This window comes from Limosilactobacillus mucosae DSM 13345 (genome assembly GCF_001436025.1).
Lineage (GTDB): Bacteria > Bacillota > Bacilli > Lactobacillales > Lactobacillaceae > Limosilactobacillus > Limosilactobacillus mucosae.
Window position 1 is genome coordinate 46,076 of the sequence record NZ_AZEQ01000015.1, and the last position, 20,907, is coordinate 66,982.

General features: G+C 46.8%; 20 protein-coding genes. 4 read left to right on the plus strand and 16 right to left on the minus strand.

From position 1 onward, the window contains the following. Positions 1-64: 64 nt before the first annotated feature. The 6 genes from FC47_RS10925 to FC47_RS07525 form a co-directional block, all read right to left on the minus strand. Positions 65-304, minus strand: coding sequence for a hypothetical protein (locus FC47_RS10925; protein WP_048345205.1), 240 nt, complete (start codon positions 302-304; stop codon positions 65-67). 283 nt (positions 305-587) lie between these two features. Beyond that, on the minus strand, positions 588-1,085 hold the full coding sequence (locus FC47_RS07505; RefSeq protein WP_056968524.1) for a hypothetical protein: 498 nt from the start codon (positions 1,083-1,085) through the stop codon (positions 588-590). Positions 1,086-1,182: 97 nt separating this feature from the next. Then, positions 1,183-2,091, minus strand: a complete 909-nt coding sequence (locus FC47_RS07510) for an alpha/beta hydrolase (protein WP_006499937.1) — start codon at positions 2,089-2,091, stop codon at positions 1,183-1,185. Then, positions 2,091-3,398: a PTS sugar transporter subunit IIC gene (locus FC47_RS07515; protein ID WP_033935024.1), complete on the minus strand. Its 1,308-nt coding sequence runs from the start codon at positions 3,396-3,398 to the stop codon at positions 2,091-2,093. The genes FC47_RS07510 and FC47_RS07515 overlap by 1 nt, the downstream gene beginning before the upstream one ends. A 122-nt stretch (positions 3,399-3,520) precedes the next feature. After that, positions 3,521-3,790: a 30S ribosomal protein S14 gene (gene rpsN / locus FC47_RS07520; RefSeq protein ID WP_006499939.1), complete on the minus strand. Its 270-nt coding sequence runs from the start codon at positions 3,788-3,790 to the stop codon at positions 3,521-3,523. A 182-nt stretch (positions 3,791-3,972) separates the two neighbouring features. After that, positions 3,973-4,827: a metallophosphoesterase family protein gene (locus tag FC47_RS07525; protein ID WP_033935025.1), complete on the minus strand. Its 855-nt coding sequence runs from the start codon at positions 4,825-4,827 to the stop codon at positions 3,973-3,975. A gap of 187 nt (positions 4,828-5,014) precedes the next feature. On the opposite strand from FC47_RS07525, the gene FC47_RS07530 reads away from it, so the two are divergent. Together FC47_RS07530 and FC47_RS07535 are read left to right on the plus strand one after the other, a co-directional pair. Beyond that, complete coding sequence (locus tag FC47_RS07530; RefSeq protein WP_006499941.1) at positions 5,015-6,379, plus strand: DHA2 family efflux MFS transporter permease subunit; 1,365 nt, start codon at positions 5,015-5,017, stop codon at positions 6,377-6,379. Positions 6,380-6,423: 44 nt separating this feature from the next. Then, a complete protein-coding gene (locus tag FC47_RS07535; protein ID WP_039945772.1) occupies positions 6,424-7,653 on the plus strand; it encodes an MFS transporter in 1,230 nt (409 codons plus the stop codon). Positions 7,654-7,803: 150 nt separating this feature from the next. On the opposite strand, the gene FC47_RS07540 is transcribed toward FC47_RS07535, so the two are convergent. The 9 genes from FC47_RS07540 to FC47_RS07580 form a co-directional block, all read right to left on the minus strand. After that, positions 7,804-8,439 (minus strand): TetR/AcrR family transcriptional regulator, encoded by a 636-nt coding sequence (locus FC47_RS07540; RefSeq protein ID WP_006499943.1) that lies wholly within the window; start codon positions 8,437-8,439, stop codon positions 7,804-7,806. A gap of 13 nt (positions 8,440-8,452) precedes the next feature. Next, positions 8,453-9,592, minus strand: a complete 1,140-nt coding sequence (locus tag FC47_RS07545) for an ABC transporter permease (protein WP_056968526.1) — start codon at positions 9,590-9,592, stop codon at positions 8,453-8,455. Further along, the gene (locus FC47_RS07550) at positions 9,570-10,310 is read right to left on the minus strand and encodes an ABC transporter ATP-binding protein (RefSeq protein WP_006499945.1); all 741 of its coding nucleotides are present in this window, start codon (positions 10,308-10,310) and stop codon (positions 9,570-9,572) included. Before FC47_RS07550 ends, FC47_RS07545 begins: the two co-directional genes overlap by 23 nt. Positions 10,311-10,671: 361 nt before the next feature. Next, positions 10,672-12,252 (minus strand): PucR family transcriptional regulator, encoded by a 1,581-nt coding sequence (locus tag FC47_RS07555; RefSeq protein WP_048345208.1) that lies wholly within the window; start codon positions 12,250-12,252, stop codon positions 10,672-10,674. A 144-nt stretch (positions 12,253-12,396) separates the two neighbouring features. Beyond that, positions 12,397-13,740, minus strand: a complete 1,344-nt coding sequence (locus FC47_RS07560; protein ID WP_056968527.1) for a PFL family protein — start codon at positions 13,738-13,740, stop codon at positions 12,397-12,399. A 10-nt stretch (positions 13,741-13,750) separates the two neighbouring features. Beyond that, positions 13,751-14,020 carry an ACT domain-containing protein gene (locus FC47_RS07565; RefSeq protein ID WP_033935031.1) on the minus strand — a complete coding sequence of 90 codons (270 nt, stop codon included), beginning with the start codon at positions 14,018-14,020 and terminating at the stop codon, positions 13,751-13,753. A 171-nt stretch (positions 14,021-14,191) separates the two neighbouring features. Beyond that, positions 14,192-15,001, minus strand: coding sequence for a hypothetical protein (locus FC47_RS07570; RefSeq protein ID WP_128513443.1), 810 nt, complete (start codon positions 14,999-15,001; stop codon positions 14,192-14,194). A gap of 124 nt (positions 15,002-15,125) precedes the next feature. Beyond that, positions 15,126-16,400: a dihydroorotase gene (locus FC47_RS07575; RefSeq protein ID WP_033935033.1), complete on the minus strand. Its 1,275-nt coding sequence runs from the start codon at positions 16,398-16,400 to the stop codon at positions 15,126-15,128. 1 nt (position 16,401) lies between these two features. Next, on the minus strand, positions 16,402-17,364 hold the full coding sequence (locus FC47_RS07580; protein WP_393959839.1) for an aspartate carbamoyltransferase catalytic subunit: 963 nt from the start codon (positions 17,362-17,364) through the stop codon (positions 16,402-16,404). Between the two features lie 492 nt (positions 17,365-17,856). On the opposite strand from FC47_RS07580, the gene FC47_RS07585 reads away from it, so the two are divergent. Continuing rightward, the gene (locus tag FC47_RS07585) at positions 17,857-18,615 is read left to right on the plus strand and encodes a gamma-glutamyl-gamma-aminobutyrate hydrolase family protein (RefSeq protein ID WP_006499952.1); all 759 of its coding nucleotides are present in this window, start codon (positions 17,857-17,859) and stop codon (positions 18,613-18,615) included. 67 nt (positions 18,616-18,682) lie between these two features. Here FC47_RS07585 and FC47_RS07590 read toward each other — a convergent pair whose 3' ends face one another. Further along, the gene (locus FC47_RS07590) at positions 18,683-20,023 is read right to left on the minus strand and encodes a glutamate--cysteine ligase (protein WP_006499953.1); all 1,341 of its coding nucleotides are present in this window, start codon (positions 20,021-20,023) and stop codon (positions 18,683-18,685) included. Between the two features lie 206 nt (positions 20,024-20,229). On the opposite strand from FC47_RS07590, the gene mscL reads away from it, so the two are divergent. Next, positions 20,230-20,616: a large-conductance mechanosensitive channel protein MscL gene (mscL, locus tag FC47_RS07595; protein WP_006499954.1), complete on the plus strand. Its 387-nt coding sequence runs from the start codon at positions 20,230-20,232 to the stop codon at positions 20,614-20,616. The last annotated feature ends 291 nt before the right edge of the window (positions 20,617-20,907 follow it).

Sequence of the window (20,907 nt, forward strand, 5' to 3'; positions counted from 1 at the left end):
CGGCTTTGGCAGTAGTTGTAGCCATACCAGCCAGAGTAATGAACATGAACAACGATGACAACCACTACCCGCTTGCAGCCAGAGTCAGTTGGCGCAGTCGGTGCAGTCGGCGCGGTTGGCGCAGTTGGTGCGGTCGGCGCAGTTGGTGCCGTGGCCGCTGTACCTGCCGTGCCCGCAGTTGGTGCCGAATGAAAGGGCGGGCCTTGGCGATGGCTTCTTGGTATACCAAAGCATCACTGGTATATTGTGTTTTTTTACCCTGCATCAAAAAACGCGTACTGAATTCAAAATCTTCTAAATTCATCTGTCAATTGAAAAGCTTTTTTAATAAAATCAGCTTTTATGATTTTAATTTTATTTTAATATATGCAAATAATCTAGCCTCTTAAATGAATATATGCAAACAGTCAACGTTAAAAAAATAATATTTAGTATTCCTACCTAATGTACGAAACGTAAATTAATCAATTCAATTTCTGCAAATAAGCCATGAATTTGCGAATTATTATACAAAAAATAAAAAGCACCTGAAAGATTCAGATGCTTAGTATAGTTATTTAGTTTTGTACAGTAAGTGTTACCCAAACCTATGGCAGACAGCTGACTGCCTGTTTAGTAGCATGCATTGAGGTCAGCTTTAACGAATCGTTTACTGTCGGCCCTAAATCATGCCGATCTGATTGAGCCACCCAAGCCTGCTTGTTTGTCTGAACATAGCTCTCGCCAGCCGAGACATTTCCCAGATCAAGCTGCAGCTGATGGTGACGAACCAAGTAGCGAGTTCCATTTTGATCAAAAGCTGCTTGATAGGCTTGCCGATGATTTAAAATTCGGCGCAGCTGCTTTTGATTATCGACCCTAATATATTTTCCCCGATATCTGCCAGCGCCAAATACCACATACTGGTAGTCATTTGACGTGCTGGTCAGTTCTGCTTTGGCTGCAGATGATGCTTGATAGCGATAGACGCGATTGACCAACGGATGCGCCTGCATAAATCGATAGCCGCGATACCCCCAAAACGAAACCACTAAAGCTAGCAACAATAATAGAATGATCTCGACAAAACGCTGTTGTCTTTTCATTGTTATCCCCCTGTTTATTTCGGTGCCAGACTATGCGTATCCAGTCTGCACGTCACATTTAGAATAACCTTTTGCAGAGAGATTTTGCAAACATAATTTATGGATTGGAAACTGAAGAGCTGTGACTTACCCGTTTATTTTTACTATTGACGGCATTAGGCTGATCACTGTCCAGTAAATATTCCTCAATCAAATTAATGATCTGGCGATTTTGCGGCAGTGATGAGTGTTGCGCCTTGCTGCCGGTAACCGTCATCTCGGTATAGTGCTTAACCTGTTTTTGATAGATATAGCGCCCCGCTCTTACGCTGCCTAATTTAACGATGCCGTCTTCAGTATAGGTATCGGCACCAGAAACTGAATAGACATCCAGGCTGGACGGCAGCTGATCACGATGCTTCAAAAAGTAAGTGTACATCTGCGTCGGATTGCTGGTTGAGCTTTCATTAAGATTAAATGGCGAGCCAACCGTCATCAACCGTTTGATCTTTACATAGTCTGAATAATCTGAGTAGTATTTTTCCAGCCAGAGGGTCCAGATCAAGCCACCGTTGGAATGACCAAATGCTTTAAAATTATTGAACTTATATTGATCAATCAGCTCGTTAAAGGCTTCATCAAACATTTTGGCCTGTTTCTTGATGTTGTCATAGCCATCATGATTGTTTTGAAAACCCACGACAATAATCGGCTCATTGTCGCCACTGCTGATCTTGCCAGTATATGTAATCTTACCGCTGTTGTAGACCTCCAGCTTTAATAGACTGTGCTTGTGACTGGTGTCTTTATTAAGCAGCGTCACCATTTCATCAAAGCGATTCTTGGTTGCCGAACTGCCTGGAATCATAATGACCGGCGACATCTGAGCCTTGCTGCGCTGTGCCAGATAGTGGTTGTTGTCTTTCATCCAAAAGTAGGCCGGAAACGCCAGGACAATCAGCAAGACTACGACAAAAATCAATAAGCGCATGCTGCGTCGGCGCTCTTTATCATTAATAATCAGCATTATGCCACCGCCTCGATCTGTTGTGTTTTAAGTTCAGCACCAAGCGCCAACCGAACGAATGGGATATATACCCAGACATCAAAAATCAGCAGCACCAATGAAAACAGCAGTGCCTCCCAATCACCATTGGAACCGATAAATGCCGCCAGTGGCCCAGGAGTCCCCATTGGCAGTGGATAGGGCGTTGCCGGGATCAGATGCATTAAGGTTGCCAAAGCGCCCAACAAAAGATTAGCCAAAGGCAGCAGGAGATAAGGCAGCAAGAAGACGGGATTTAGGATTACTGGCAGACCGGTCATCAAGCCATAACCGCTGTTAAACAGGGTCGGCAATAGGTTCCAACGTGCCAACCGCTGAATTTCCGGCTGCCGACCAACGATGATCAGGGCAATCACTAAAGCCAGCATGACTCCATCACCGCCAAAGTTGGCAAATGAGCTGTAAAGCGTAGAAGTTAGGCATTTGTATGGCACGTTCCAGCTTGAGCCATGCTGAAAGGCGTAGTTCAGATTGGCTGCCGCCGCGCCGGTCAATCCCTGAGCAACCGTGTTGATCGTTGGTCCGCCAATGCCCAGCCAGCTCATCAATAACGAAACGGCAATCAAAGGAAGGGCCACCCATAGCGACTGATTACCCTGGCCAAAGTTCTCCAACCAGGTATAGGCAAGATCCAGCCAGGAACTTAACGTCAGCCAGTTGAACAATGCTCCTAAGGCCGCGCCGACTGCCAGCGAAAAAAACAGCGGACGGATAGCATTCAGAGCACGCTGCTGCATTTTTTCCAGCGTCTCAATCGTCTGATCGCTGGGCTCGCCGCCTTTTCCCAGCCAACGATAGACCTGCCCAACACCATAGCCAACGATCAGCGCAAACAACACACTGCGCACGCTCAAAAGATTCCAGTCAAATGAGATCATGTTGGGATTGCTTGTACGCGTATAGCGAAAGGCCAGCAAAAGCATGGTGGCAAAACCGGTCATCCCTGCCATCGGTGCATCCTGATGATAAAGTTTGGCAGTATAGCGGGCCGCAGCATAGGCAGCCATCACGCCAAACATCCCAAACGTAATCTTGGCCAGACCGCCCGTGAGCCCCGTAATACCAGTCCAAAGCCAGTCTGGCATGATGTCGCCCAGATCGGCAACATTAAAGAAAAAACTATCTGTGGCAAAGAAGGCTTTTTTCAGCATCACTGCCAAGGTCCCGACATAGGCGATTGGAAACAGCAGCATCAATGTCTGCCGGGTAATTTTTATAAAAGAGCGCTGATTGAAACGCACCGTCCATTCCACTAATCTGTTCAGCATAGCTTCACTTCACTTCTTAAAAGATTGTTTAGACTTAGTATAACGCGAACCGGCTGATAACAGCATGTTTGCAAAAATAAAAAGGTTCATGGCTGACGATTTCAGACCATGGACCTTTTTAGCTACCAGCTGGCTTTTTTGACGCCTGGCAGCTGACCTTTGTGTGCCAACTCACGGAAGTTCAGCCGTGACAAGCCGAATTTACGCATATAGGCATGCGGACGGCCATCCAAGCGGTCACGGTGATGCAGGCGCACCGGTGCCGAATTGCGCGGCAGCTTGGACAGACCAATATAGTCACCGGCGGCTTTCAGTTCGGCACGCTTGGCCGCGTACTTTTCGACCAGCGCTTCTTGATGCTTGAGCTTGGCAATCTTAGACTTTTTTGCCATTTTCTACCCTCCATATTTAATGTAGATTTTGATTAAAAATAAGATTTTTACATTTGCATAGTCATTCGTTGGTTATTATGCCAATTTGCGTTTTTGAATGCAAATTTTTTGCCTTACTTTTTGTAATTAAATCAGATTAAATGGGAATCTGGCAAAAAAGCGACCATTAGTTGGTCAATATGTCAGGAACGCTTCTTAACTCGTTTGGCATAAGCCTGGTACTCAGCCAGATAGTCCCATTTGCGATTGATCTGATCAAGCAGCTCTTGATCATGCGTATTGACTCGGCCAGTTTCAAGCGTCCGCTTATAAAGTTCCAGGTAAGGAATATCTGATTCAACAGCCAACTCATACTCTGATTCACGATCATAAGGTACGTGCCGATAGTCTAATTCGGCAATCCCATCATCGTCAACCTCCAAGATCAGATAATGAGCCCGCGTATCGTGCTGCAGCGGCCACCAGCCATTAAACGGCTCCCCGACCGATCCCGGATTCAAGATCAAGCGCTCATCACTGGCATAGCGCATCAGACTGTGATGAACGTGAGCATAGATCGCCACGTCTTGCTGATCGAAATTTTCAAACAGCTGGTCAAAATGCTCGACTGGATTGGTGGGAAACAGCGCCTGCCCCATGTTGAGCGTCGGCAGATTATGCGAAATGCCAAACGTTAATTTGCCAGCCTGCTTTTGAACATGCAGCGGCCAACTGGCAATCTCATCAATCACAGCGGCGGAAACATGCTCGCCAACGTACTGTGCCAAACGAGCAAAATAGATTCGCGAGGGCTTTTCAAGATCCATCTGTCCCCGCACGCCCTTGACCGTTAAATCATCCCAGTTGCCGCGTACCATTACGCTTGGCTGCATTTTTTTAATCAGACGCCAGATCTCCATTACGCCTGGGCCGGGCATCAACAGGTCGCCAATAAACCAATATTCATCAACACTATGGCGCAGACTGTCAGCATACATTGCCTGTAAAGCATGCAGATTGCCGTGCACGTCGGAAAATACCGCGATTCGCTTGCTCATCATGTCACCTCATTATTTATTCACAAGAACAATCATATCAAACCTGACTGACCTCTGAGCAAAAAAATCGAAAAATCATCCTGGTGGACTTGTTTTGCATGACGCTTTCAATGCTAGACTAGATTGGTATGAAATTATATCTTTAATCTACTTTTGTTGCTTGATATTTTATGAAAGGAAGTCTGTTATGTCCGCAACCAATATCGACGCGCGCACTCGCCGCAGCGTAACGATCATCCTGCTGGTTGCCAGTTTCATCAGTCTGGCAAGTCAAACTATGATGGTTACCGCCTTGCCAGTGATTAAAAACGATCTGCACGTTTCGCTAAATGCCGCTCAATGGCTGACGACCGGCTATACGCTCTTGATCGGGGTTATCACGCCATTATCGTCAAACATCTATGAACGCTTTACCAACCGCAGCGTCTTTTTATCAACGGTTGGGACCTTCATCATCGGCACGCTGATTGGCTGCTTTGCAAATAATTTCTGGCTGCTGCTATTGGCACGCTTGGTTCAGGCCTGCGCTGGCGGAATCTTAATGACGTTTCAGATGACGACGATGATTACCATCTATCCACCTGAAAAGCGCGGTTCCGTTTTGGGAATGTCTGGTCTGGTGATTGCTTCTGGACCAGCTTTGGGACCTTCTTTATCGGGACTGATTCTGGAATACTTCTCATGGCGCTATATCTTTATTTTTGTCTTGCCATTAATGATTTTGGTCTGGCTGGGCGCGTTCTTTAAGATGCCCAACTTTTCTCAACCACGCCCCATCAAGATCGATCTGGTGTCGGTCTTGATCTCATTAATCGGATCATCACTGATTTTGGGCAGTCTGACCGTCTTTGAGCTCAACTTGCTGATTGGCCTGGCGATGCTGCTGATTGGGCTGATCATTATCTGGTTCTTTATTAAACGCCAGCTGCGAATGGCCGATCCAATGCTGAAAGTCCAGATCATTCGCTACCCTTCATTTCGAATGATGACGGCAGTCGGCTGCTGCGCATTTATGATTCTGCTGGGAACCGAGCAGCTGTTGCCGATCTTTACCCAAAACGTGATGCATATCGGCAGCTTTGAATCCGGCTTGATTCTGCTGCCTGGCGCCATCTGTAATGCTTTGTTTGCGCCAATTGCTGGTCGGCTCTACGATCAATACGGTCCTAAATGGCTGATAACGACTGGCGGCATCTTGACGCTTTTGGCTTCGATTCCGCTGGTTCATGTCAGTGCCCACATGCCAGTCTGGGTTTTGACCGTTGCCTATATGATTCGATTGATCGGCAACTCATTTTTGTTCAACCCCGCTCTTTCCGAAGCCTTCTCGCAGCTGGCACCTCAAGAAAACAGTCACGGAACGGCTCTTAACAATACGCTGCGGCAAGCCTGCGGGGCAGCTTCAGTCACGCTTCTGGTCGTTATCTCCGGTTTACCGGCTTCTTTGACGATGGGCGTTCGAGCTGCCATGTGGGTAACCGTTGTTCTGGCTGTTTTAATGTTGGTGATCTTTTATCGCTACCTTAGCTGGCAGAAGCATCAGCGGATCTAAGCCTGCTCATTGATTTAGCTATAATCTGATTGGAAGGTGATCTTTTGGAAGACTCAAACATCGGTACCCATCACGAATTACCCAGTAAATGGCACCAGACCTTTTATACGCTTTGGCTGGGCTGTTTTGTTACCGGGATGGGATACTCGATGACAATGCCGTTTATCTCGCTTTTTATCAATGAGCTGGGAAATTTCTCCCGTTTTGAGCTCAACTTGTATTCAGGAATGGCATTTGCCGCCACGTTTATTTCCCAGGCAATCGTCTCGCCATACTGGGGCAGTCTTGCCGATCGCAAAGGCCGCAAGCTGATGTGTATGCGGGCTTCCGGCGTCATGGCATGCACGATTTTTATTACTGGGCTTTCGGTCAACGTCTGGATGATTATCGGCATGCGCTTTTTACAGGGCGCGTTCTCTGGATATATTAATAATTCGATCGCGCTGATGGCCGGTGAGACCCCGCACAGCAAATCAGGCTGGGTAATGTCGGCTATGACGACGGCCGGGGTTACCGGCAACCTGATTGGACCGCTTTTGGGTGGAGCCTTGTCTGGCGCCTGGGGCTATCGAATCCCGTTTTTTATTACCGGCGGATTGATGTTTGGCGTTTTTATCGCTACTTCATTTTTAGTCAAGGAAAAATTTACGCCGATCAAAAAAGAGAACATGAAGCCAATGCAGGCATTGATGGGCCAAATCGACAACCGCCAATTGATCGTGGTTATGTTTATCACAACCATGCTGGTACAATCATCAGTGATGTCGATCAACCCGATCGTATCGCTTTATGTCAAGGAAATGATGCATGATACCGGCAATATTGCTTTTGTTGCCGGTATCGTTGCTGCCACGCCCGGACTGGGAAATCTGGTGGCTGCTTCTAAAGTCGGTCATACCATGGATCGAATCGGCCCCAAAAAAGTTTTGACGACTGGACTGATTGTCGCGGCCGTGCTTTTTATCCCGATGACTTTGACCAATTCGCCTTGGATGCTTGCGTTCTGGCGCTTCTTGCTTGGTTTTGCCAATGCTGCTTTAATGCCGGCTGCGCAGACGATTCTGACGTTGGAAGTGCCAACCGAGGCGTTTGGGCGCATCTTCAGCTATAATCAATCATTCCAGGCTGCCGGCTCTGTCTTGGGCGCGCTGCTTGGCTCAACCATCTCTGGCCTGTTCAGCTATTCAGCCGTCTTTGCCATTACCGGCTGTACCCTGCTGCTGGACTTTTTGCTGGTCTATCTGACACAGCACCGCGCTAAAACTATCAATTAAAGTCAAAAGCATCACTTGACGTTATTGTCAGGTGATGCTTTTTTCTAATATTAATGATACATTCAACCGCCTGCTTCTTTGCTAAGAAACGGGCGGTTTTCATTATCTGGTCTGATTTCAAATACGGCCATTAATCAGTAGCAATAACAGCTAGGAATTGGCGATGCCGTGCATGACCAGACTCGTTCCTTCATCAGCTGCCGTTTGCAGATCAAAATGCTGGTCAAGCAGAACCATCCTGGCCGTATAGCCTAAAAGCGTCGAGATCATCAGCTGGACGATGCTTTGAGTTGCCAGGTCTGCTCTGATCTGTCCTCGATTTTGATAAAATTCAAAAATCTTTAAAAACGGTGCGGCAACCTGTTTGGTAAAGGCAGCAGCCACCTCTTGACGCAGACGTGGCTGTTCTAAAAACGATCCACACATTAACCGAGCAAAGTTGCGATTGTTGTCGACCAGCTGCAGCCGATTCAAAATCATCTCGTGAACCAGATCGCCTAATCCTGGATATTGACGTACCAAGATCTCCTGTGTAAACTCAGTCGTAACCTGGGGAATTACGAATTCACGGACTGGCGTTAGAATTGCCGTCAAAATCTCTTGTTTGGTCTTAAACTGCTTATAGACCGTTCCTTCAGCAACACCGGCTTTTTGGGCAATCTGCCGCGTACTGGTCTGGTTAAAGCCCTGGGTGGCAAACAGCTCCATACTGGCACGCAAAACCGCCTGCTGACGCTGGGTTATATCCATCTTAGCCAGCATGTTTTCAAAAATATCTTCAGCCATCTCAACAGCTCCTTTAAACTGGACGATATTTTCTTAACGATAACACATTAAGAATGATAAACAAAACTGCAAAGCCAACCAGAATGCCCAGCTCACTGCCAACCTGCAAAAGACCAGCACCTTTTTCAATGAGGTTGGTCATTGCCGTTGAGCCATAATAAAGCGGCGCACAATAGCCAATCAGCTTTAGCCAGTGCGGCATGGTATCAAACGGAATCAGCCCAGAAAACAGAATCTGTGGAATAACGATGATTGGTACAAACTGCATCATCTGGAATTCTGATTGAGCAAATGCCGAGATCAAAAGGCCTAAGGTGAGCGCAACCAACGCAACAAGAATATTGGTTAAAAAGACGCCGCTAAGACTGCCCAAAACCTGCATTTTAAAAATCCAGATGCTAAAGCCAACGATAATCAAGGTCTGCACGATCGCAAACGTGCCATAGCCAAGGATATAGCCGCCGATCAATTCACCGCGACGAATCGGAGTTGCCAAGACCCGATCCAGCGTGCCGCGCGTCCGTTCTCTGAGCAGTGCAATTCCTGAAATCAAAAAAACAAAGAAGAACACGACAAAACTGATCATAATTGGAAAAATCGCATCGAAATAAGTCGAATCGGCACTGCCATATAGATACTTGACCGCAACTTTTTTCTCGGCCGTTGACTGACTGCCAACTGACAGCTGCCTGCCTGTCGCCGGTAGTTGAGCAAGCAGTGTTTGGAGCATTGCCTGCTGCTGTTTGATTATTCGTGTCTGGTTCTGCAGTGCCAGTTTGATCTTTGCCAGACTGAGGCCTTGGCGAATCAGCTTACTTTGCGATGGGTTGCTGTTTGCCAGCGTCAATGTCAGGCGACCGTGTTCTTCTTTTAAAACACCAGCGTAGTCATGTTTTCTGATCAGCTGGCGGGCCGTTTGATCTTTGTTCTTTTTAATCTTAACGACTTTGAGATGTTTGGTGCCGTCAACCGCCTTAACCAATGAGGCATCAACATTCTGTGTCGCCAGGACGGTCGTTTGCGTGGCATTGGTCTGAAAGATGGCCCAGATCAAAGACAGCATCAGTAACGGTCCAAACATCATTAAAGCCAGCGTACGCCGATCACGCAGCATTTCCAAAACAACTCGCTTAAAGACTGCTAAGATGCGCATCTTGAATCCTCCCTGCTTTTAAGAATACTTCTTCAACGTTATCAACGGCATACCGCTGTTTCAGATCAAGCGGTGTGCCGGCAGCAATCGCCTCACCATTTCGAATCATCAAAAGCTGCGTGGCCTGTTCAGCATCCTCCATTACATGCGTTGTCATCAGAATCGTTTTGCCGGCTGCTGCCAGCTGCTTTAACTCCTGCCAGATCTGGATCCGCAGCTCGGGGTCAATCCCCACGGTCGGTTCATCCAAAATCAAAAGCTCACTGGTTCCCAACAGCGTAATTGCCAATGAAAGCCGCCGCTTCATACCGCCAGAAAAGTCAGCCACGCGTCGATCCAGAAACGACTGCAGACTAACCACCCGCGCAACTCGCTCAATCTCTGCAACAGTCTGCTGATGCGGCATTTTGCGCAGGCTGGCAAAGAACTGAAGATTTTCACGGGCTGTAAGCGTATCGTATAGAGCATCCGTCTGTCCCATATAGCCAATCTTTTCCAGCAGGTGTCGATTCGGCATGGCTTGGCCAAAAACGCGTACCGTGCCGCTCATTGGCTTGATCATCCCCATAATTGCCCTAATCAAGGTGGTTTTACCCGAACCACTGGGACCAAGCAGCCCAAGAATCTCACCAGGACGAACGATAAGATTGATGTTTTTGACTACGGGTTTTTGCTGATAGCCAATCTGGAGGTCGGTAATTGCAATCGTATTTTCCATTGTTTCCCTCTTTTCATGAAGTGAGTATGCACTCATTATAGCGGACGTCAAAGTGAGTCGCAACTCACTTTTCAGCAAAAATTAAAACGGCTGGTCGTCGAATGCTTTAATCTAGTGAATCGCTCAGCAGCATGTTTCTGTTGACCTTTTTTTTGCAGCCACTAAAAAAAGCGAATGACCGCCAAAAAAGTCACTCGCTCTCGGAATTAGGAAAATTTGAAGTGTGCCAGCGCTTGCCGACGCTGACAACTAATTAGAAGTCTTCGTTCGCAGATAGATTTCTAACTATACGTAATATTATACGAATAAAATCATTGCTTGTCATTAGGCATGTCAACTAAAATTTTCCATTGCACTTGTTTTATTCGCCTAATTCGCCTGGGTCATCATTGCCGCGCAAAAGCCGATGGACGCCTAGAGCCTGGTAGAGCTCGAACGATTCAGGCATGACGCCGGGAACAAAGCCAAATCGATTGCTGATCTTATTCAGCCGGTATTTGATCGTATTTCGGTGAACGTAAAGCAGATCACCAGCCTGCTCTATATTCTGCGGCGTGTCAAGCAAAAAGGCCATTAGTGTTTCTACCAGATTATGCTGCATGGAGTCCAACCGTTTTTGCCAACGAATGACCTCAGTGCCTTCTTCCTGCAGCTCTCTTTGACAGCCCCGCGCAAACTCTAAATCAGCCTGATTCAAAAACAAGCGATATGGCAAGATCGTACGGGCTGCTGGCAGGTATTGAGTGACCAGCTGATACAGTCTTTGAATGCCACCAACGCCATCAACCAAGGCGGCTTCGACTACGACACATTGAGCAGCCAATTGATGATCGTCCTTCTTAAAGTCAGTTTCCCAATTCTGCCAGTTTTGATAGGAAGGCGTCTTTTCCAACAATACGATCAATTGGTCATTATACCAGTCACTGATCAGCTGGTCGGTATATTGCTCAGTCAGTTGATCAACCCATTTTTTCATCTTAGCTTTGTTAACATCATTCGGACAGCTGACAATCAAGGCAGCCTGCGTATTTTTAGGCTCAAAACGGTACTGGCGACCAAGTTTGGCGGCCCGAACGATCTGTCCTTGAATGATGGCGCGAATCAGATTTTGATCATCCTGATTCTGCCCGCCCCAAAGATTCAAGGCCGTCTGCAGCGTTTCAGCCACTCGCTCGCACGTCAGATTGGTTACCGTCTGGCGGCCAACGAACAAGACCGTCTCCTCACTGTTTGGCAAGCGCCAATGCGTAATCTTCATACCATCAGATGTAGTTACCGGCAGCTCGCCATTCATATTAATTTTTTCAACCACGTTCAAGAGACTTTCCCAGTTGACAACCGCTTCTTTAGGCCAATTTTCACGATACACGATCTCGCCTTGGTCATCGATAACTGCCAATGAAGCCTGTATCTGTTCGGCCAAAAGCTTTAGGACCTCGCCAACGCTGCGCCGATATTCCGGCATTGCCGAAACGCGACCGATAATTGTCGGTGCAAAGCTGGGATGACGCATCCGATCTTGGAAAATCGCAAACATGATTTCAGAGATAACGGCACTATAGGTCATGTTCTTTTGCGTTTCCTGGGCAAAAATCATCAAGAAGTTGAGACGATCAGCCGTTTCCTTGATTTCAGCAGGGAGACTTGGTACCCGCTCGCCAACATAATAAATTACCACGCCAACACAACCAGTTTTGGCCAGCTGTTCGATTTTAGTGCAATCCGTTACCAGATCATAGTTGTCTTGTTCAATTGAGGTCAGCAGCAGCTGTTCATTAGCCGAATTTTCCGGCTGATAGAGTTCTCGTTGGGCCACCGACGTCGCTGTAAAGTCGATTACCGATACTGTTGAAACTATTCGATCCAGCCCTGCTTCGCCTGCTGCGATGTGTGATCGCGACAGGGTTGGCAGTTTCAATAGGTCGCGAACCCGGACACTCATATTCTCCACTCCCAATTCTAAATTAAAAAAATATTAGAATTATGATACCATATTCTAAATAAATCCGCAATTTCTCATTTAATAATAAAAAAAAGACCGTTAATTGTCAATTTAACCAGACAAGTACGATCTTTAACATTATCGTTAATTTTTAAAACTGTGAACCGGTGCCGGAATCGTGCCGCCGCGACTGATCATGGCTGCTGAAGAGGCGTGACTGACATCCATGATTGGCGCATAGCCCAGCAGACCACCAAATTCAACCGTATCGCCAACCTTTTTACCGGGAACCGGAATGACTCGGACCGCCGTCGTTTTGGCATTGATCATCCCAATTGCGGCTTCATCGGCAATCATCCCGCTGATAGTTGAAGCTTCGATATCACCCGGTACCGCAATCATATCAAGCCCGACCGAGCAGACCGCCGTCATGGCCTCTAGCTTGGAAACGTTCAAGTAGCCAGCATTCACGGCTTTGATCATCCCAGCATCTTCAGAAACCGGAATGAAAGCGCCGGAAAGCCCGCCGACATGACTGCAGGCCATAATGCCGCCTTTTTTAACAGCATCGTTAAGCATTGCCAAAGCTGCAGTCGTTCCATGCGCGCCAACGCTTGAAAGCCCGATTTCTTCCAAGATTTCGGCAATTGAGTCGCCAATCGCTGCCGTGGGGGCCAATGAAAGGTCAACAATTCCAAATTTGGCGCCTAGACGCTTGGCCGCCGTGGTACCAACCAATTGCCCCATCCGAGTAACCTTAAAGGCCGTCTTTTTGATGGTTTCGGCTACGACGTCCATTGATTCGCCCTTAACCTTTTCAAGGGCTGCCTTGACAACCCCTGGACCCGAGACTCCACAGTTGATGACGACATCCGATTCGCCAACGCCATGAAAGCCCCCTGCCATAAACGGATTATCTTCGACCGCGTTGCAGAAGATCACCATCTTGGCATTGTTCATGTAGTCCAGTTCGGAAGCTTCTTTAACGACTTCCCCCATTTCCTTGACGGCATCCATGTTGATCCCCGTTCTTGTGGAGCCAACATTAACGGATGCACAGACCAGGTCAGTCTGCGTCAAGGCTTCAGGCAGCGACTTGATTAGCGTCTTGTCGCCATTTTGGTAGCCCTTTTGAACCAGTGCTGAATAGCCGCCAATAAAATCAACGCCTACCGTTTTGGCAGCTCGATCCAAAGCCAGGGCATACTTGACATAGTCGTGATCACCAGAAGCCGCGGCAATCAATGAAATCGGCGTCACCGTGATACGCTTGTTGGCAACTGGAATTCCGAATTCAGTTTCGATTTCCTCGCCAACCCGCACCAGATCCTTGGCCTTTTTCGTAATCTTGTCGTAAATTTTTTGACAGGCCCGATCACTGTCGCTGTCGATACAATCAAGCAGCGAGATCCCCATCGTAATCGTTCGCAGATCAAGTTTTTCCTCAGAGACCATGCGAACCGTTTCCATAATCTTTTCAGTTTCCAAAACAGGCCTCCTATAGCTGGTGCATAGCGTCATACATTTCTTGGTTGCGAATGTTGATGTCAACGCCCAGTTTGGTGCCTAAAGCATCCAGTTCTTGGGTTAGCTTTTCAAAATCAGCAGCATCATCGTCTACATCGACCATCATCATCATCGTAAAGTATCCATCCATAATAGTTTGAGAGACGTCTACGATATTAATGTCATTTTGAGCCAGATAGCTGCTGACCCCTGCAATGATCCCGGTTTTATCCTTGCCAATCGTGGTTAAAATCGCCCGCATAATGTTCCTCCTAAAATCTGCTTAGAAAATGATTATATTTATCTTAACATATTGAACGAACATTTTTAACCATTCAATCATTAATAGAAGTGAATTTTAATGATTTTTAATAGCGTTCCGATATTTCAGACGGTTAAATCAGAAAAACACGAATGTTATCGCTGTAAAAGACTATTCACCTTTAAAACGGCGAAACGCTTGGCCAAACCGCAGCTTGAACCTAGCCAACAGCTTAGGATCTAGCTGCATTGTTGAAATCAGCGGACTGGCTGGATCATCAGCATCTAATGGCGCCATAATGCCGGTAGTCAATGGCCAAAAAAGTGCAATCTCATCGGGCAGATTCGGATCATCTGGATGGCTGGCCACGTACTCATCGAAAAACAGCGCGATTTGCTGCGTCTGCTCCATAAAATCATACATAGCGGATTCGACTGCCCGCTGCTCGGCATTCTGACGATAGATCACTGCACTGCGCTCCCAGTCATAAAGTCCTGATTTGGTAATCTCATTGAATAAAACAGCCAGCCCGGCCATAAAATCAGTATCATCATCGATTGCTACGCGCATCCCCAAAATCTCAGCATAGGAGAGCTCCGCTACGCCAATCATCTCTTCATCAGCAACCGGATTATAGATCGTGATCGTCCAGCGAGAATCAAACTGATCCGGCTTGGCACTATAATCAACCTTTAAAATCTCATCACTGGCAACCGGCTCTTGATTGATCAGTTCCGCAATCACGCAGCGCGCCATAAAAATACCAATCAAAGTTGCACTGTCAGGTAGCGGCAAGCTCGTGTAGTCCGCCAGATCATCCTGCAGGTCTAGCAGTTCGTTTTGATATTTGCGAATCATGGCAGCCTGCTGTTCGGAAGTTAAAAAATCGTTTCCCCATTTACGACCTAATTCATATAAGTAGACATCACTGTTAAGCATTCGGATGATGTCTTGCCAAGTTATCGTTTTCAAAGCTTTCACCATTTTCTTTTCCTAATTCTGGGTTGGTATCTCATTTTAACACGTTTCCCAATTGCGAACAAATGTTTGAGGAACAAAAAAAAAACCAGACCGCTCTTTTCGATCTGGTTTGAATTTAATAGTTTTATCGCTGATAGACAACCTTACCATCAACCAGCGTCAGATCAGCCGTGCCATATACCTGCTCACCGGTAAACGGATTGTTGACGCCTTTGGAAAGATAATCAGCTTCATTAAGCGTTCGCTGCGTGGTCAAGTCGAAGATCACGATATCGGCTGGCTTGCCCGGTTCCAGATGCCCAGCTTCATGCAGACCAAAAATGTCAGCTGGGTTGGTGCTCATCCAGTTCAGCAGCTGTTCCAAGGTGCAGATGCCGCCCTTGACGAATTTGGTATACATCATCGGAAAAGCCGTCTCACTGCCAGTAATACCGTTAGCTGCCCCCCGCATGTCATCTTTTGGCTTTTCAGCTTGTGAATGTGGGGCATGGTCAGTCGCAATCATGTCAACCGTACCATCAAGCAGTCCCTCAATCAGCGCCTGCCGATCATCTTCATGACGCAGCGGCGGATTCATCTTGTAATATGAGTTATTGGCCGGGATGTCTTGATCAGCCAGCAACAGATGATGTGGTGATGCCTCACAGGTTACGTTGACGCCCTGTGACTTGGCAAACCGTACCATCGCAACGCTTTCCTTGGTAGAAACGTGACAGATATGGTAGTGAACCCCCGTCGCGTTGGCTAAGACCAGATCCCGAGCCACCTGAGCCGATTCCGAAACGCTGGGTGCACCCGGCAGTCCCAGTTCTTCAGCTCGTTTGCCAGCATTCATGATCCCGCCAAACAGCAGCGAATCATCTTCAACATGCGCCGCCAAGATCATCTTTTCTTTGGCAATGCCTTCCATGGCTTGATACATGGTGCCAGCCGTCTGAACACCGCTGCCATCGTTGCTGAAGGCATAAGCGCCTGCCTGCTTGAGGCCATGAAAGTCAACCAGTTCCTCACTGGTCCGTCCATGTGTAATGGCACCATATTGAAAAATGTGGACGACCCCTTCTTTTTGATTCAAAGAAGTCTGTGCTTGCATGCGTGCTGGCGTGTCAGGTACCGGATCAACGTTTGGCATGGCGCCAACCGTGGTAAAACCACCATGAGCAGCTGCCTTGCTGCCGGCTTCGATCGTTTCCTTATAGGTTTGACCCGGTTCTCTGAAATGCACGTGAACGTCAACCAGTCCTGGTGCTACTAATTTGTTGGTGGCATCAATCGTTTCATCGGCGGCCGGCAGATCGTTGCCAATTGCCTGAATCTTGTCATCAGCAATCCGGACATCCGTTTTAACCAAGTGGCCGTTTACAAAGACCGTACCACCCTTGATCAGTTTTGTCGTCATCTTATTCCAAACCACCCAACTTACGACCGCGCAGAACCGCTTCAATCATTGCCATCCGCATGAAGACCCCGTTTTGCATCTGACGGAAGAAGACCGACTTAGGCGCCTCAACCAGTTCACTGGCCAGTTCAACGTCTCGGTTGATTGGACCTGGGTGCATAATGATGGCATTATCTTTCATCTTGTTGTAGCGATCTTGGTTCATACCGTACTTTTCGTGGTAGGCTTCCTTGCTGAAGTCTTTTTCGTGAGCATCATCGTTGGAGAGACGTTCATGCTGAACCCGCAGCAGCATGATGGCATCCATTTCGCCAACCAGCTCATCAACCGGCTTGTATTGACCATATTGCGTAAAGTCTTCGTTGAACCAGTATTCTGGACCAGAGAAGTAGACCTCGGCTCCCAGCTTGTTAAGCAGCTGTGCATTGCTACGGGCAACGCGAGAGTGGCTGATGTCACCAATGATGGCGATCTTCAAGCCCTTGAACGTACCAAACTGTTCATGAATCGTCATAACGTCCAGCAGACATTGTGATGGGTGCTGACCGGAACCATCCCCGGCGTTGACGATGCCGATGTTGGTCTGTTCGCCTTCTTTGGTGTTGATCAAAGGTTCGTAGTAATTATTTTCGCTGTGACGAATTACGGCCAAATCAATGCCCAGTGCCGTCATTGTCAGCATCGTGTCATACAGCGTCTCACCCTTTTTAACTGAAGAGTGTGTAGGATCGAATGGGATCTCCGTCAATCCCAGCTTGCGTTCTGCTACGGCAAAGCTGGTGTGCGTACGCGTGGAGTTTTCAAAGAAGCCGTTAACAACATAGACTGGCTTGTTCAGTTGTGGTACGGCACCACCACGCTTAAAGTATTCGGCACGAGCAATCAAAGCGTTGACTTCATCGGCTGACAGATTCTCAACACTGACAAAGTTTTCTAAGCGGACAAGGTTCATAGGTTCTAACATTTTGACAAAATCCTTCCTTAAATTCACGAGTAACCGTTTGGACGCTCACTGTCGTCCTTTAAATGGCGGATTAAGAATCCTCCTTTGTGAATTTGCCCTTAAAAAAACGCCACCCTCCATTTGAGGGCAGCGTTCAACGAAAACAGCATTCACCATGCCGCAATTTAATTCGTTTCCTTGCTAGCCTCTCTGGACTAAACTTAAAGGACATTTATTCATCGCAATAAAGATACTCGTTGTTTCTTGCTTTGTCAATTGTATTTTTTGGGTAAATCGTTATGAAAATTCAGCTTTCTCGTCACTAAATGCCGTTATTTCGGCGATTGTAACTAATTTGCAAAAAAATTAATCACAGCGGCCAACCGGTACTGACCGTTTCATTAATCGCTTTATCATCTTTTTTTAATATTTTTCAGCATTTAACTGTACTTTTTCTGATTAAGTATGATAAGTTCATTCTAATAAGATTTTTGCAAATGGGGGACTTTTCTAATGAAACCAAAAATTGCGATTCCAGCCGCAACCTTGACTGAAGCCACCAACGTCATCAACGAGCGCAATGCTCCATTTGCGCCGCGGCCGATTATTGAAGCCGTTGTTAAATCAGGGGGCGTGCCGATTATTTTTCCAAGCGTGCAGCCCGACTTAGCGCCTGAATATCTCGAGACTTTTGATGGGATTGTCTTTGCTGGCGGGGCCGATGTTGATCCAACATTTTACGGTCAAGAGCCACACATGAATCTGGGAATGACCTACCGTAAACGAGACCTGTTTGAGATTGCGCTGCTCAAGGGGGCGGTTCAGTCCGGCAAGGCCATTTTAGGAATCTGCCGCGGTATGCAGCTGATCAATATTGGACTGGGCGGAACCGTGTATCAAGACCTTTCTGAGAATCCAGACGCTCATTTAAAACATGTTCAAGGCGCCCCAGGCAATCTGCCTTCGCATCATATCGATGTTGACCTGGACAGCCGCCTCTACAAGCTGATCGGCAAGCATCCTTACATCAACTCGCGACACCACCAGGCCATTGATCGGGTAGCGCCTTCGCTTAAGGTCGCTGCCCGCGCGCAGGATCTAGTCATTGAAGCCTTAGAATCAAATGACAGTGATCAGATTCTGGCCGTGCAGTGGCATCCTGAAAACATGTACAAGCATTACCGCGAATCACAGGCCTTGTTTGGCGACTTTATCCGCCGCTCAGCCAAGGTAGCAGCCAAGCGTCATCATACCGATAATCAAAACAACTAGCATAAAAACGACACTGCGCAAGCTTCAAGCTGGCAGTGCCGTTTTTTATGTCTAATCTTAAATTCGTCTATTTATCAAGTTCTCGCTTCAGCTCGTCGGCATTTGGAATATGATCACCGGCAAATCCCTGGAACGGATGCAGCGATTCCATGGCCGCTTCTTGATAGCGACGCGCCCGCCGCAGTGCATAGCTTTCTAAAGAATCATTTTCGACGTAGTTCATCAGCTTAGCACTCGGTGTGGTTTTAGGATTGATAACCCGGTCTTCCAGATCTTCCAAAATCTCAGAAAATTCTGGTCCCAGTTGAATCTGGTTGGCATAGCGCTCCAGACTCTTGATCATTGCCAAAGCCTTGTTTTGATAATGGCAAGGTTCAGTTGGCAGTTCTTTAGCCACCACATCATTCATCTCGTCGGCATTATCCAGGACTCGATTAACCTCAGCAAGCGGCAGGGCTGGGTGCATAATAAAATAACTGGCCAGCAGACGAATAAAACGCAGCGTATCCGTTCTGACACCAACTGAACTGCTGGGATCCAGATCCAGCATGCGCAGCTCAATATATTCCACCCCAGTCTTGGGCAGCTCTTTTAGGTTGGCATTGCCCTTGAACCGCACGCTGCCATGAAATTCATAATCTGAGGTCAAAATTCCCTGCTTAACCCCATCTTCAATTCGATCAACGTAGCTTTGGACATCCGTATAGTCACCTTGAAATTTGGTCCCAAAACCATATGAGCTTTGGCGAATGCTGCGAACTGGATGGTCAATCCCCTGCCCTTTTTCAAAATAGTTGGCCTCAGCAATTGGGCTGGCACCAAACAGATAGGTAATAAACCAGCGATAGCGAACGAATCCTTGCGCCAAAACCGCGTACAGATAGTTGCGTACTGCTTTTTCGTCCTTAAACTTATCGGGAAAGCCTGCTTTGACCAGATCGATAATATGCTGATCAATGCTTAGATTAATGTGTACTCCGCATGGCGTTCCCTCTGAATAGCTGTGACGCTTGGTCCATTCTTTCAAATAGGCCTCTTTTTTTGGTCCCATCTTTGCCAAACGCAGCTGTGATTTATCAGCTGGCAGCTTAGGCGGCATTGACAGTGGCCAGAGCAGTTCACCAGGAGCCAGGGCCGCACGCAGAGCATTATTGATTTTATAAAGATAATGCATTGCATCCAATGAGTGGCTGGCAGCCGGTGTTACCATTTCAGGCATCGTCTCCAAATAGTCATTGGTCAGCCAAGGATTGGTCTTTTCATCGCCAATCGCGGCCGGATACGGTTCTTGACTGACATTGCCGGTTTCATCCACGCGCTGCATCTCGACTTCCAATCCCATTGTAAAATCAGAAGTCTTAGCAACGGCCTCATTATTAAAAATGAGTTCACCAATTTGACTGAACATAATTAGAATTCCTCTCTTAAATTAAAAATTTCTAATATTATACAATCAATCTTCTTAATTTTACAAGTAATAATTAGTCACTTGATTAACTTTAATAACTATAATATTTTTAATTCTATGGATACTAAATCTGATTTTTAATTGCTCAATTAGTTGATTTAGCATATAATCTTACTGTTGCTCTAAGAATAACAGGAGATACTTTAATGAAAAAAACGTTGCAGGAATTCAAGGAATTTATTTCACGCGGCAATGTCATGGATATGGCCGTCGGGGTAATCATCGGCTCGGCCTTTACGTCAATCGTCAATGCGCTGGTTAAGAATCTGATCAACCCATTGATTGGGATCTTCTTAGGCAAGATTGATCTTTCTAATCTGGTCTTTAGTTTTGGCGACGCGCACTTCCGCTATGGGGCCTTTTTAAACTCGGTCATCAACTTCTTAATCATTGCCTTTGTTGTCTTTTTATTGGTGAAGTTTGTCAATAAGCTGATGCCAAGTCACGATGAAGCACCAGCTGATCCTGAACCAAGTGCTGAGGAAAAATACTTAGCTGAAATCGTTGAGCTTTTAAAAGACAAGCAGAAATAATCCAGCAGCCAAAAACACGCTGTTCTAGCCATACCAAGGTTAGGACAGCGTGTTTTTCATTATGTTATCGTGCAAAAGCTGCTGATGGATAGTTCACCTAAACTATTTGGACATCAATCTTTCAATAGCGAATTCGTATTTGACGCTTTCATAAGCATAAAAAACATCGGTGATCATTTACTGATTGCGTCGTTTTACATTTTTGGAGAAAAAGAAAAAATCGTTCAACCCCATTATCATAACGTGGCTGAACGATAATAAAATGGCTAGTGGCGCGGGACGGAATCGAAC

Coding starts and splice junctions, on each gene's coding strand:
- FC47_RS10925 (WP_048345205.1), bottom strand. CDS start 304: ATGAATTTAGAAGATTTTGAATTCAGTACGCGTTTTTTGATGCAGGGT.
- FC47_RS07505 (WP_056968524.1), bottom strand. CDS start 1,085: ATGAAAAGACAACAGCGTTTTGTCGAGATCATTCTATTATTGTTGCTA.
- FC47_RS07510 (WP_006499937.1), bottom strand. CDS start 2,091: ATGCTGATTATTAATGATAAAGAGCGCCGACGCAGCATGCGCTTATTG.
- FC47_RS07515 (WP_033935024.1), bottom strand. CDS start 3,398: ATGCTGAACAGATTAGTGGAATGGACGGTGCGTTTCAATCAGCGCTCT.
- rpsN (WP_006499939.1), bottom strand. CDS start 3,790: ATGGCAAAAAAGTCTAAGATTGCCAAGCTCAAGCATCAAGAAGCGCTG.
- FC47_RS07525 (WP_033935025.1), bottom strand. CDS start 4,827: ATGAGCAAGCGAATCGCGGTATTTTCCGACGTGCACGGCAATCTGCAT.
- FC47_RS07530 (WP_006499941.1), top strand. CDS start 5,015: ATGTCCGCAACCAATATCGACGCGCGCACTCGCCGCAGCGTAACGATC.
- FC47_RS07540 (WP_006499943.1), bottom strand. CDS start 8,439: ATGGCTGAAGATATTTTTGAAAACATGCTGGCTAAGATGGATATAACC.
- FC47_RS07545 (WP_056968526.1), bottom strand. CDS start 9,592: ATGCGCATCTTAGCAGTCTTTAAGCGAGTTGTTTTGGAAATGCTGCGT.
- FC47_RS07550 (WP_006499945.1), bottom strand. CDS start 10,310: ATGGAAAATACGATTGCAATTACCGACCTCCAGATTGGCTATCAGCAA.
- FC47_RS07555 (WP_048345208.1), bottom strand. CDS start 12,252: ATGAGTGTCCGGGTTCGCGACCTATTGAAACTGCCAACCCTGTCGCGA.
- FC47_RS07565 (WP_033935031.1), bottom strand. CDS start 14,020: ATGCGGGCGATTTTAACCACGATTGGCAAGGATAAAACCGGGATCATT.
- FC47_RS07575 (WP_033935033.1), bottom strand. CDS start 16,400: ATGACGACAAAACTGATCAAGGGTGGTACGGTCTTTGTAAACGGCCAC.
- FC47_RS07580 (WP_393959839.1), bottom strand. CDS start 17,364: ATGTTAGAACCTATGAACCTTGTCCGCTTAGAAAACTTTGTCAGTGTT.
- FC47_RS07585 (WP_006499952.1), top strand. CDS start 17,857: ATGAAACCAAAAATTGCGATTCCAGCCGCAACCTTGACTGAAGCCACC.
- FC47_RS07590 (WP_006499953.1), bottom strand. CDS start 20,023: ATGTTCAGTCAAATTGGTGAACTCATTTTTAATAATGAGGCCGTTGCT.
- mscL (WP_006499954.1), top strand. CDS start 20,230: ATGAAAAAAACGTTGCAGGAATTCAAGGAATTTATTTCACGCGGCAAT.